The organism is Kitasatospora sp. NPDC054768 (assembly GCF_053612025.1).
On record NZ_JBSHBN010000067.1, the window covers coordinates 12,778 to 24,810 of the forward strand.

Annotated in this window: 8 protein-coding genes and 1 tRNA gene; 3 read left to right on the forward strand and 6 right to left on the reverse strand. The window is 74.6% G+C overall.

Going from position 1 to position 12,033, the window contains the following annotated elements; translation table 11 throughout:
* Nucleotides 1-137: 137 nt before the first annotated feature.
* Nucleotides 138-2,525 (reverse strand): hypothetical protein, encoded by a 2,388-nt coding sequence (locus tag ACWGKU_RS21010; protein WP_452180595.1) that lies wholly within the window; start codon nucleotides 2,523-2,525, stop codon nucleotides 138-140.
* A 3-nt stretch (nucleotides 2,526-2,528) separates the two neighbouring features.
* Nucleotides 2,529-2,600: transfer RNA gene (locus ACWGKU_RS21015), tRNA-Ser, on the reverse strand.
* A gap of 140 nt (nucleotides 2,601-2,740) precedes the next feature.
* On the opposite strand from ACWGKU_RS21015, the gene ACWGKU_RS21020 reads away from it, so the two are divergent.
* Nucleotides 2,741-3,289 (forward strand): hypothetical protein, encoded by a 549-nt coding sequence (locus ACWGKU_RS21020; protein WP_401048769.1) that lies wholly within the window; start codon nucleotides 2,741-2,743, stop codon nucleotides 3,287-3,289.
* Nucleotides 3,290-3,367: 78 nt separating this feature from the next.
* Nucleotides 3,368-3,811 carry a hypothetical protein gene (locus ACWGKU_RS21025; RefSeq protein ID WP_401048768.1) on the forward strand — a complete coding sequence of 148 codons (444 nt, stop codon included), beginning with the start codon at nucleotides 3,368-3,370 and terminating at the stop codon, nucleotides 3,809-3,811.
* A gap of 145 nt (nucleotides 3,812-3,956) precedes the next feature.
* Here ACWGKU_RS21025 and ACWGKU_RS21030 read toward each other — a convergent pair whose 3' ends face one another.
* Nucleotides 3,957-4,592 (reverse strand): TetR-like C-terminal domain-containing protein, encoded by a 636-nt coding sequence (locus ACWGKU_RS21030; RefSeq protein ID WP_452180855.1) that lies wholly within the window; start codon nucleotides 4,590-4,592, stop codon nucleotides 3,957-3,959.
* Between the two features lie 101 nt (nucleotides 4,593-4,693).
* Between ACWGKU_RS21030 and ACWGKU_RS21035 the strand changes: the two genes are divergently transcribed.
* Nucleotides 4,694-5,911 carry an alpha/beta hydrolase family protein gene (locus tag ACWGKU_RS21035; RefSeq protein ID WP_452180856.1) on the forward strand — a complete coding sequence of 406 codons (1,218 nt, stop codon included), beginning with the start codon at nucleotides 4,694-4,696 and terminating at the stop codon, nucleotides 5,909-5,911.
* A gap of 303 nt (nucleotides 5,912-6,214) precedes the next feature.
* Here the strand turns inward: ACWGKU_RS21035 and ACWGKU_RS21040 are convergent, their stop codons facing one another.
* From ACWGKU_RS21040 to ACWGKU_RS21050, 3 genes are all read right to left on the reverse strand, one after another.
* On the reverse strand, nucleotides 6,215-9,250 hold the full coding sequence (locus ACWGKU_RS21040) for an ATP-binding protein (RefSeq protein WP_452180857.1): 3,036 nt from the start codon (nucleotides 9,248-9,250) through the stop codon (nucleotides 6,215-6,217).
* Nucleotides 9,251-9,446: 196 nt separating this feature from the next.
* Nucleotides 9,447-9,641: a ribosomal protein L7/L12 gene (locus ACWGKU_RS21045; RefSeq protein WP_452180858.1), complete on the reverse strand. Its 195-nt coding sequence runs from the start codon at nucleotides 9,639-9,641 to the stop codon at nucleotides 9,447-9,449.
* 197 nt (nucleotides 9,642-9,838) lie between these two features.
* Nucleotides 9,839-11,713 (reverse strand): transglycosylase domain-containing protein, encoded by a 1,875-nt coding sequence (locus tag ACWGKU_RS21050; RefSeq protein ID WP_452180859.1) that lies wholly within the window; start codon nucleotides 11,711-11,713, stop codon nucleotides 9,839-9,841.
* Nucleotides 11,714-12,033 lie beyond the last annotated feature (320 nt).

A 12,033-nucleotide genomic window follows, 5' to 3' on the forward strand; every position in this document is an offset into this window, starting at 1 on the left:
CGTGCGTCGCCGAAGGGAGCGGACACGGCTGTTTCGTACCAGCTCGGCGCACTTCCCCCCGGGCTGGGATCATAGGGGGTGGATACGAACGGCCGTACCACAACCCCGCTCCGGCGGGCGGTCGTTCGCCCCCGACGTCACGGGAGGACGGCGACGGCCGGCGGCAGGTGGCCGACGGGCAGGCGGGGGTCGGCGCGCAGCCAGTGCGGGCCCGTGGTCCAGCCGAGGAGCACCCGGCCCGCCCCCTCGTCCGCCGAGCCCCCGACGGCGGCCCGGCGCAGGCCGGTCAGGGCCGGGGCGAGGCGGGCGGCGACGTGCGCGGGGTGGCGGGCGGCCTCCGCGTCCAGGCCGGCGATGGTCCGGGCCCGCTCCTCCGGTGCGCACAGCGAGAGGTGGAAGACCATCTGCCGCCACGCGTACGCCGCGTCCTTGATCGCGGCGAGCGGGCGCGGGTCGCCGTGGACGCGAGCCGTCCGGCGGCAGACGGTGGTGAAGGCGCGGCGGGCGAGGTCGTCCCAGCCGGGGCTCGGGCGGATGCCGACACGGTCCACCAGGACGGCGAGGTTGTGGGTGGTGAGGATCTGGGCCTGCTCGACGACCTTGCCGTTGGCGGCGACCGACCGGGCCGGTCCCGGCCCGGCGCGCCCCGTGCACAGCTCGGCGAACCGCGCCGGTCCCGCGTCCATCTCCGCGTCCGCCGTCGCGAGCCCGCGCAGCGCCGCGTAGTCGATGCCGTAGTAGCGCTCGTACAGCGTGCCGCCGAGCACTTCCGCGGCGACACCCGCCGCCGCGAGGAACTTCGGCGTGAACCTGCCGACGAAGATGTCCGCCGCCAACTCCTCCACCAGCGGCGCGTCGAGCCCCGACTGGCGGGCGAGCACCGCGAGTTCGCGGACGAGCGCGTTGGGCAGCAGCGTGCCGGGGAACGCCTGGACGGCCAGTTCGCCGAGCCGGCGCAGGGCGGTGAGCGCGGGCCCGCGGCCGTCCTCGTCGGAGCGGTGCGCCGCCACCGCCCGTACCCAGGGCAGTTCCTCGACCCGCACCTGTGCGGCGAGGTTCAGCAGGAGCAGCGAGCGGCGGTTGCGGAACGCCCGGTAGTTCGCGGCGGCGAGGGTGCGCAGCGCCGCGTCCGGACAGGCCTCGACGCTGGTGGCGGCGACGAGTTGCGGGACGAGTTCGGCCAGGACTTCGGCCGAGGGCACGACGCCGCGCTCCACCAGGGTGCCGATCGGGGCGCTCAGGGTGGCTTCCACGGGGTGGCGGACCGGCGCGGGAACCGGGGTGCCCGCGAGCAGTCCGGTCTCCGCCGCCTCGGCGGCGGTGACGTCGGCGACCAGCGGTCCGACCTCGGCGGCGCCCGTCTCCTGGGGCTGTACGGCGAGCCGGCGCAGCACGAGCTGGGCGAGGTCGTGGTACGAGGGCCGCGCCGCCTGGACGGCCTGGCGGGCGCGCAGTTCGGTGTGCGCGGCCGATCCCGGCCGGCCGCGGCGGCGCACCATGGAGTCCACCGCGTGCCGCAGCAGTCCCAGCCGGCGGGCGTCCAGCGGCCGGCCGGCGACGGCCTCCTCCAGGGCGCCGCGCAGGATGCCGAGGTTCTCCTTCGGGTCGCGGTGCTTGGTGCAGCGGGTGTGGGCCGCGGCGAGTTCCCCGTACTGGCGCAGCAGCAGCGCGCCGCGCTCCCGCCAGCGGCCGTCGGGTACGCCCGCCGGTATCCGTCCGGTGTCACCGGCGGCCTCCGGGTCGGTGGTCTCCAGCTCGACGGCCTCCGGGTCGACGGCCTCCACGCCGGTGGCCCCCGGGTCGACGGTCTCCAGCCAGTGGGCGAGCAGCCGGTCGCCGAAGGGCCGCCAGACGGCGAGGGCCTCGCGCTGCGCCTCCACGGCGGCGTTCGGCCGGCGGCCGACGAGGGAGTCGACGGCGTCGCCGATGGTGTGCCGGTGCACCGCCTCGGGGTCAGGTGCGGGCAGCGCGGAGGGCCGGGGAGTGAAGCGCAGCCGGGAGGCGAACGGTTCGAGGGTGTCGACGAGGTCGAGCGCGGCGGCCGTGTCCCCGGCCCGGACCAGCCAGGCGACCGTCAGCAGCGCCGCCTCCTCGGGCACCGCGACCTCGTAGCGGCCGCTGTCGAGCAGCTCGTTCAGCCGGGCCAGGCCGGGCTCGGTGAGGCAGTGGGCGAAGAGGGCCCGGCGGTCGGCCGGCACCCCGGCGAGGGCCGCGGCCTCGCGCTCGTACGGCTGGAGCGGCCCCTCGGCGCTCGCGGCGGAGGTGGCGAAGCCGCCGCGGACGACCTCGGGCGTCACCCAGGCGGGCAGCCCCGGGAGCGGAGTGCGCGAGCCGACGACCGACCGCCCGGCAGCGGCACCGGCGAGCACGGCGCGCCAGCGGTCGGCGCGGGCCGCGGCACGGCGGCGGGTCTCTCCGTCGGAGTGGGTCAGCGCGGTGAGCAGCGCCCGGGCCAACTGGTGCTGCGGGTACGGCACGGACACCCCGGCACCGGTGGAGTGCTGCTGATCAGCGTCGTCGTCCATAAGCCGACGTGGCAGGTTCCGCCCCTGCGCCCTCCGGGTCTCAAGCCCGGTGCTCTCCTGCTGAGCTACACGCCGTCGGGCGTGACACTAGACGTTCGGCCCGCGCGGACACAACGCGCTTTCCGTCACCGCTCCTGCACCCGCAACGGGCGCACCTGCGGCCGCCGCCGGAACGGCCGTGCTCCCGAACGGCCGTGCTCCCGAACTTCGTCGGCATGGGGCTGCAGTCCGCCCAGGACACCGCGCAGAGCGCCGGGTTCTTCCTCCTGACCAGTCACGACGCGCTCGGTCGCGACCGCAACCAGATCCTGGACCGCAACTGGAAGGTCTGCGCGCACAACCCGGCCCCGGGCAGCCACCCCACCGGCACAGAAATCGACATGGGGGCGGTGAAGCCGGAGGAGAACTGCCCCGCCCAGGACCAGGGCGCCAACGGGCCCGCCGAGGCCGGATCCACCATGCCCGATTTCAAGGGCAAGGCCGTCTCGGTGGTACGGGATTCGCTGCCGGGCAACACGTCCCTCGGCACCAAGGACGCCGGCCCGAGGAACCGCGCCGTCCTGGTGCAGTCGAACTGGCAGGTGTGCGGCCGGGATCCGGCTCCGGGCGCCGCCCTCACCGGTCAGCCGGTCAGTGTGACGGCCGTGAAGTTCGGCGAGACCTGCCCGTGGCGGCCGGGCCCACCGGAATGCGATCGATCGTTTTCGGTCAGGTATAGAAATCCACCGATGAGGATCTATCAGCGGCCCGATCACCGCCACTAGGGTGCGGCGCATCCCCGTTGTTACGCCCTCCCGCGCCGTGCCCACGGCGGGGAGACGACCGATCGGAACGGTGTCGCCGTGACCAGGATCCTCCGCAAGCTGATGACCCGCACGGGACGGGCCGCCGCCACGGTCGCCGTCCTCGCGGCCGCGCTCACCGGCACGACGGCCGCCGGCACGGCCTCCGCGGCCGGCGGCTGGAGCTGCTCCGGGGCGCCCGTCCCGGCCGGCTACGTCATCACCATGTACAACGCCGGCGGCTGCGACAACCACGGCTCGTGGTACCAGCAGCCCGCCCAGAACCGGCTGTGGACCTGCTCCGGCTCGCCCATCGTCTCCGGCTACGTGCTGACGAACTACGACGTCAAGGGCTGCAGCGGCGTCGGCGCCTGGTTCCACGAGCAGGTCCGCAACGGCATCTGGACCTGCCCGTACTCGCCGATCCCGGCCGGCTACCGCAGCACCACCTACGACGCCCGCGGCTGCAGCGGCCTCGGCGCCTGGCTCACCGTCAAGATCTGAGCACACCCGTACGGCGGCCGAGGAGTCCGCCTGCTCCGGCCTGCACCAGCCGGTGCAGGCCGGAGCAGGCCGGAGCAGACCGAACACGCCTTCAGGTCCAGGGGGCGACGCAGTCTCCGGCGGCAACGCGGCACAGCCTCGACCGTCAGGCGGCGAAGGCGGCGAGGAGCTTGTCGGTGAGGCGGTCGAGGTAGTCGGGGGCGGTCGCCGTGTGGACGACCGCGAGGCGCCAGTACAGCGGGCCGGCGAGGAAGTCGAGTGCGAGCTCGCGGTCCACATCGGCGGGGAGTTCGCCGCGGTCGACCGCCCGTTCCAGCAGGCCGGTGGCCTTGCTGCGGCGGGTGTCGCGGACGGCGGTCATCAGCACCTGCGCCAGCTCGGGGCTACGACCGCTTTCGGCGAGCAGATCGGGGATGATCTTCGACGGGAGCCGGTGGCGCAGCGCCCCGTCGATCTCGGCGAGGAAGGCGAGGACGTCGCCGCGCAGGGTGCCGGTGTCCTCGATCTCGGAGGCGTCCACGGCCACCGCCCGGATCAGGGCGACGGTCATGTCGAGCTTCGACGGCCAGCGGCGATAGATGGCGGCTTTGCCCGCCCCGGCCCGCTTGGCGACCGCTTCCAGGGAGAGCCGGGCGTAGCCGACGTCCGCCAGTTCCTCGAAGAAGGCGGCCGCGATCGCCTCGGTCACGGAGTCCTGGAGCACCGGCCCGCCGGGTGTCCGGCGCGCGGGCTGCTCGGAGGGGCCGGGGGTCGCGGGCCGGGGCGCGGGCGTCTTGGACATTCCCCAAATCTACACCAGGCGGAACGCTTGCGTCTCGACCAGGCGGGGGCTAGCGTTAGACGAGACGGAACCGTTCCGTCTCAACAATCTCGGGAGTACCCATGCGATTCCTCTTCGAGGACGAGTCGTTCTCCTTCGAAACGCTCCGGGCGGCCGGATTCGCCAACTACGGCGGCGCCGACCTGGGCGAGGTCGTGGCCACCGCCCGGAACATCGGCGAAGGCGACGAGGCGGCGTGGCTGCGCGAGTGGAAGGCCACCGCCGAGCGCGTCCACGACATCGGCACCCGCGCCCTGACGGCCGGGCACCGGGTCAGCGCCCGCGAGGCCCTGCTTCGCGCGTCGAACTACTACCGCACCGCCGAGTTCTACCGCCGCGACGACCCCGCGAACGACCCCGAGGCCAAGAGCGTCTCCGCACTCTCCCGGGCGACCTTCGCCGCCGCGGCGGCCCTGCTGGACACCCCCGTCGAGGCCGTGACCATCCCCTACCAGGACACCAGCCTGCCCGGCTACCTGTTCCTCGTCGACGACTCCGGCGCCCGGCGCCCCACCGTCCTGTTCACCAGCGGCTTCGACTCCACGCTGGAGGAGGCGTACTTCGCCGTCGCCGCGGCCGCGCTGCGCCGCGGCTACAACGTCCTCGCCTACGACGGTCCGGGCCAGGGCGCGGCGCTGCGCGAGCAGCGGCTCGCCTTCCGCCCGGACTGGGAGGCCGTGGTGACCCCGGTGGTCGACTACGCGCTGACCCGCCCCGAGATCGCCGCCGACGGGCTGGTCCTGTTCGGCTACAGCCTCGGCGGCTACCTGGCCGCACGCGCCGCCGCCCACGAACACCGCCCGGCCGCCCTGGTGCTGGACGACGGCCTGTACAGCTTCGGGGAGGCCCACGACCGGTTCATGCCGCCGTTCCTGCGCGAGTGGATCGAGGCCGGCCGGGACGACCTCGTGGAGCCGGTCATGGCTCTGCTCATGCAGGCGAGCACCCAGTTGCGCTGGGCCCTGCGCAACGGGGTGTGGACGTTCGGCGCCGCATCGGTGGCGGACTACATCCGCCGCACCGCCGACTACACCCTCGACGGCGTCGCCCAGCTCATCGACTGCCCCACCCTCGTCCTGGACGCCGAGAACGACCAGTTCTTCCGCGGCCAGCCCCAGCGGGTCCAGGCCGCGCTGACCTGCCCCCACACGCTCGTCACCCTGACCGAGGCCGAGGGCGCGGGCGAACACTGCCACATGGGCGCCATGTTCCGCTTCCACCAGACGGTCTTCGACTGGCTGGACACCACCCTGGCGCGGGCAGCCGGGCCCGCGAGCTGACGGGCGCGCCCACCGGCCGACCACTCCGCGCCGACCCGGCCCGCCCCGCCCCGCGCCAACCAACCGACCGACCACGCCCGCGGGACACCCCCGCGGATGCGCCTCCGGCCGGGTCCGTCCCCTGCGCGAACCCGACCGGCCGCCCGTGCGGCGCGTACGGGACGGGCGCGTCGACCAGGCCTGCGGCCGGATACGGGTGCGTCTGTCCTGTGCGTGGAGATCGATCGTAGGCAGCCGGGCCTTACCGATCGCTTACCGATCCCCGGCCGCTCGCCATCGCCACCCCGCGCCACCCCGCACCGCCTACCGGATGTCGCTCAGCTCCCGCGCCTCCTCCAGCACCCGCGCGGCCGACTCCGGCAGCCCGGCCGCCTGGTACGCCCGGCCGAGCGCGCGCAGCGCCTCCGCCAGGAAGGAGCGCCAGCCGCGGGCCCGCCACACCAGCACCGACTCCTCCAGATGCGCGACCGCCGAGGCGTGGTCCCCCGCCGCCAGGTCCAGTTCCCCCAGGATGCCGAGGGCCTGGGCGAGGTGGTGCCCCAGGTCGAACCGGCGGGCGATGGCCAGTGCGGCCTCCGCCGTCTCCCGGGCGCGGCCGTCGCCGGTGGCCGCGTACAGCATGGCCAGGTAGAGCAGCGAGAACGCCTCCACGTAGCGGTCCTTGAGACAGCGGGCCATGGCGAGCGAGTGGAGGAGCAGCTCGCCGGCCCGCTCCACCTGGCCGGCCCGGCCGTGGGCGGCTCCGAGGAACTGGATGGCGGTCGCCTCGAAGCGGGTGTTGCCGATCAGCCGGGCCAGCCGCAGCGTCTCGGTGAGGTGCTCGATCGTGCGGTCGAGGTCCGTCTCCCCGTGGGCGATGGCGATGATCTGGTGCGCCCGGGCCTCGCCGCCCGGGTGGTCGTGGGCGGTGGCGAGGTCCAGGGCGCGGTGGCCGGCCTCCAGGGCCTCCTGTTCGCGGCCCTGGGCCACCAGGCTCCAGGCCGTCAGGACGAGGGCGTCGGCGGTCCCGCGTTCCTCCCCGACCTGCTCGAACAACCCCTGCAGGTGCCGGGCGCGGTCCTCCAGCGCGACCATCGTCTCGGTGCCGTCCTTCAGGTCGACGGTCGTCCCGGAGTCGTCGGCCGGGGTGGTCCAGGTCGTCACCTCGATCAGGCCGCGGGTGAGCACGGCCGCGCCCAGGGCGTCGCCGGTGGTCCGGCAGGCCTGGAGGACCGTCAGGTGGGTGGTGCGCCAGTCGTCGTACAGGCCCCGCACGTCGCAGTACTTCTCCTGGCAGGCGGCGAGGTCCCACGCCACCGGCACCATGCGCAGCGCGGCGGCCTGCCGGGCGCTCGCGTTCAGGGCCGGCTGCTCGGCGTCGAACCAGGCCATCGGGTCGTCCAGCAGTGCCGCCGCGACGCCGGACGGCATCGGGTGGCGGGGTGCGGTGCCGTGGATCGGCGCGAAGCACGGCCCGGGCACCTGGTCGGCCGCCTGCTCGGCCAGCCAGAGCCAGGCGCCGAAGGCCCGTTCGAGCGCGGCGGTACGCGCGGCCGGTTCGTCCGCGGCCTCGGCGTGCTCGCGCGCGTACAGCCGGACGAGGTCGTGGAAGCGGTAGCGCAGATGCGGCTCCGTGCCGGTCTCCTGCAGGAGTTGGGCGTCGATCAGCTCCTCCAGCTGCCACTCGGCCTGCTCCGGCGGGATGCCGGCCATCGCCGCCGCGGCCCACGGCGCGAAGTCGGGCGCGTCGAGCAGTCCGAGCAGCCGGAACGTGCGGCGGGTCGGCTCCGACAGCCGGGCGTAGCCGACGGCGAAGCCCGCCCGTACGGCCAGGTTCCCCGCGGCCAGCTCGTCGAGCCGTCGCCGTTCGTCGCGCAGCAGGTGGGCGAGCCGGGCCAGGGTCCGGCGCGGCCGGGCGGCGAGGCGGGCCCCGGCGATGCGGACCGCCAGCGGCATGCCGCCGCACAGCTCGACGATCTGGGCGGCGGCCACCGGTTCGGCGGCGACCCGCTCGTCCCCGAGGATGCGGCGCAGCAGCGTCCCGGCGTGGGGGGCGTCGAGTTCGTGCAGGTCGACGAGCCGGGAGCCGGGCAGGGCGGTGAGCGCGGCGCGGCTGGTGACGAGGACGGCCGGTCGGGCACCGGGCCGGTTGCAGGACCCGTCGCCCGGCCGGTCGTCCGCAGCCGCCGGTGTGCCCGGGAGCAGCGGGACGATCTGCTGCTCCCCCGCGGCGTTGTCGAGGAGGACGAGCGTGCGGCGGCCTGCGAGCAGGGTGCGGTACAGCGCGGAACGCTCCTCCAGGGAGGCCGGGACCTCCCGGGGGTCGGCGCCGAGGGCGCGCAGGAAGGCGGCCAGGACGCTGGCCGGGTCGGCGGGCGTCTCGTCGGCCCCGCGCAGGTCCGCGTAGAGCCTGCCGTCCGGGTAGTCGACGGCGGCGAGGTGGGCGGTGTGGACGGCCAGCGCGGTCTTGCCGATGCCGCCCATGCCCGCGATCACCGGCACCCGGCCGGCCGCCAGGGCGTCCAGCACGATCCGCACCTGCTCGTCGCGTCCGGTGAAGTCCGGGACGTCCCGGGGGAGTTGGGATGGCACGCGGGCGGGCCCGGGGTCCGGCCGGGCGCCCTCCCGGTCCTGCGCCAGCAGCGCCAGGAAGACGTTCCGCACCTGCTCGCCCGGCTCGATCCCGAGCTCCTCGGACAGCCGCCGGCGCAGTGCCTGGAAGCGGCGCAGCGCCTCGGCCGCCCGGCCGTCCGCCGCCAGCAGCTCCAGCAGGGCGGCCTGCAGGGGCTCGTCGAACGGGTACTCCTCGGCGAGCGCCGTCAGGGCGGGGACGGCGGTCCGGGACGCTCCGGCGGCCGTCGCGGCCCGGGCCAGCGCCAGGGCGGTGGCACGCACTTCGTGCTCCACGGTCGTGACCAGCGGGTCCTCGCGGTTCACCCGTTCCAGCCCGGCCAGCACCGGGCCGCGCCGCAGGCCGATCGCCCCGGCCGGGTCCCCGTCGGCGGCGAGCCTGCGGAACCGTCCGAGGTCCACCGCGTCCGGCCCGGTCACCAGCCGGTAGCCCTGCCCGTCGGACTCCAGCGCCACCGCCTCGTCCCCGAACCGCCCGAGCCAGGTGCGCAGCCGCGACATCCCGGTGTGCACCGCGCCCCGGCCGACCCGGTCCGACTGCTCCGCCCACACGAGGTCCAGCAGCCGCCCCACGGGCAGCCGTTCCCCCTCCGCGAGCAGCAGGGCCCCCAGCAGCCCCCGCAGCACGGTGGCCCGCGGCAGCGCCTGCGGCACGGCGTCCACATCGACCGTCAGGGGCCCCAGCAGCCCGAACGTCATCTTCATCCGCTTCAGTCCCTCAATGCTCACGACCGCACCGAGGCCCGCCCCGCCGCCCGATCGGGTGGCGCCCACCGACCTCGGCACGACCCTGACACTAGTCCGGGCACTGATCAACAGCGGCCACCGGCCCTGCGGTCCGCCGCCCGGCACCGCACCTCGGCGGTACCGCACCTCGGCGGTACCGCAGCTCGTCAGTACCGCAGCTCGTCAGTACCGCACCTCGTCAGTACCGCACCTCGACGGTCGCTCCGGCGGCTCGCAGCTCGGCCGCCACGGCCTCGGCGAGGTCCGACGTCACGTCGTCGAGGACAATCGCGGGCAGCCGACCGAGCAGGGCCTTGCCGTGCCACAGGCTGAGCCCGGTCCGACGCCTGACGGCCTTCGCGACCTCCAGCACGCGCGGCCCCGCATCGGTCACCACGACGCTGATGGGCCCCCCGTCACAGACCAACTCGACGTACCCGTCCGCCGCCACCGCTCCCCGCCCCCAGCCGTTGTCCGGAGAATGGACACTGCCGCGACGCCCGGTCGACCGGAATTCGCCCGGTCCGCGGGCCGGCCCGACCGGACGTCGGCTGCGGGGACCGTACAGCACGGTCCCCGCGGCGGCCCGGCCTACTGCCCGGTGGCCGTCTTCATGTAGGCGGTCCAGATCCGGGCCGGCACGGTGGCGTCGGAGGTGTCCGGGGTGGCGCCGCCCAGGCCTTCGAGGGAGAGGAGCTTCATGTCCTTCAGGTCCGCGCGGAACACGGTGACCGCCGTCGACAGCTGCCCGTTGTAGCCGACGAACCAGCCCGCCGTGCGGTCCGCGGTGGTGCCGGGTTTGGCGGCCAGGTTCGGGCCGGCCTCCGCCGCCGGCTTGGCGGCCCCGTCGCGGACGGAGCCCTTGAGTGCCGCGTCCACCTCGCCCGCGACCGCCGGGGTGAGTGCCTGGGTGACGGCGGGCAGGCGCAGGGGGAGCTGGACGCCGTTGCGGGAGATCCTGAGCACCGAGTACGGGTCGGTGTGGGAGCCGCCGGCCGCGAAGGCGGCGTACGCGTCGGCGGTGCGCAGGGCACTGGGGGTGGAGTTGCCGACGCCGAGGGCCGGTACGAGTTCACCGAGGCTGTTGGGGAGCAGGCCGAGGTCGGTGGCGGTCTTCTGCACCTTGTCCAGGCCGACGTCCATGCCGAGCTGCATCAGCGGCCCGTTGACGGACTGTTCGACCGCGTTCCGCAGGGTGACGCTGCCCCAGTTCCGCTTGCCGTCGTTGGCGGTCTTGACGATCTTCCCGTCCCGTCCCCAGTACGGCCCTTCCGGGGTCATCACGTTCACCCCGTCGTCGCCGTTGTAGGTGGTGGTGGGCGCGACCGGGGTGCGGTCGCCGCCGCGCCGGCGCTGCACTCCCTCGCCGAGTCCGGCGGCGTACACCACCGGGGTGAAGGCCGAACCGATCGGCACCGTCGTGGTGTTGGCGTTGTTGAAGCCCTGCTTCAGGTAGTCGGGGCCGCCGTAGAGCGCGACGACCCGGCCGTCCGGGGCCAGCGAGGCGGCGCCGACCTTCAGGAGCTTGTCGGACTCGCGGTTGTCCGGGTCGATCCCCGCGGTGCCCTGCTGGACGGCGGCGACCAGGGCGTCGACCTTCGGCTTCTCGAAGGTGGTGCGGATCTGGTAGCCGCCGAGGTCGAACTGGGCCGGGGTGATGTCGCTGTGGCTCTCCACGTAGGCGCGGGCCGTGTCCACCAGGTACCCGATCTGGCCGCTCAGCCCCGCCGACTTCGGCTGCGGCTTGGGCTCGGGGAACACCGTGTACCGGGCGCGCTCGGCGGCGGACAGCTTGCCCACCTCCACCATCCGGTCCAGGATCCAGGACCAGCGCTCCTCGGCCCGTTCCCGGTTCGCCGCGCTGATCGCCGGGTCGTACTGCCCGGCGCCCTTCAACAGGGCGGCCAGAAAGGCGCCTTCGCTCGGGTCGAGTTGGGAGACGTCCTTGCCGTAGTAGGCGGCCGCGGCGCGCTCGATGCCGTAACTGCCGCGCCCGAACCAGCTGGTGTTCAGGTAGCCGGCCAGGATGTCCTGCTTGCTCATCCGGTCGTCCAGCTTGATCGCGATGGCGATCTCGCTGAGTTTGCGGGACATGTCCTGACGCTGGTTCAGGTAGATGTTCTTGACGTACTGCTGGGTGATGGTGGAGCCGCCCTGGGTGTCGCCGCCGGTGACCATCTGGACGACGGCACGGCCGATGCCGGTCACGGAGATGCCGGGGTCGGTGTAGAAGGTCTCGTTCTCGGCGGCCAGCACCGCCCACTGCACCGGCTCCGGCACCTGGGCGAGCGGCACCTCCTGCCGGTTGGTCGGGCCGATCCGGGCCATCTCGGTGCCGTCCGCCCAGTAGTAGACGTTGTTCTGCTGGGTGGCGAAGGAGTTGAGGTCCGCCGGGACGGCGGTGTTCGTGTAGAACCAGGCCAGCCAGCCCGTCAGCGCCGCCGCCCCGGTCCCGGCCACCAGCATTTGCTGCCGCCAGGAGGGGAGCCAGCGGCGGACTCCGCGCCGTCCGCGGCGCGGGTAGTCGATCCGCAGGAACCGGCGCAGGGGTGAACGCGGGGAGGCGCCCGGGTCCGGGGGCCGGCACGGGTCCGTTGACCGGCTCGGGGACGGGCTCGGGGAGTGGTCCGGGGACGGGCTCGGGGAGTGGTCCGGGGACGGACCCGGGGACGGGCGCCTCCCCCGGAGCGGGCGCCACGCCCGTAACGGCCTCCGACGCGGTGGGAAGCGCCACCGTCGCCGCCCGGGCTTCTCCTCTTCGGCGGCGCTGTCTTGCTGGGCACGCA

Coding starts and splice junctions, on each gene's coding strand:
- ACWGKU_RS21010 (WP_452180595.1), bottom strand. CDS start 2,525: ATGGACGACGACGCTGATCAGCAGCACTCCACCGGTGCCGGGGTGTCC.
- ACWGKU_RS21020 (WP_401048769.1), top strand. CDS start 2,741: ATGGGGCTGCAGTCCGCCCAGGACACCGCGCAGAGCGCCGGGTTCTTC.
- ACWGKU_RS21030 (WP_452180855.1), bottom strand. CDS start 4,592: ATGTCCAAGACGCCCGCGCCCCGGCCCGCGACCCCCGGCCCCTCCGAG.
- ACWGKU_RS21035 (WP_452180856.1), top strand. CDS start 4,694: ATGCGATTCCTCTTCGAGGACGAGTCGTTCTCCTTCGAAACGCTCCGG.
- ACWGKU_RS21050 (WP_452180859.1), bottom strand. CDS start 11,713: ATGCTGGTGGCCGGGACCGGGGCGGCGGCGCTGACGGGCTGGCTGGCC.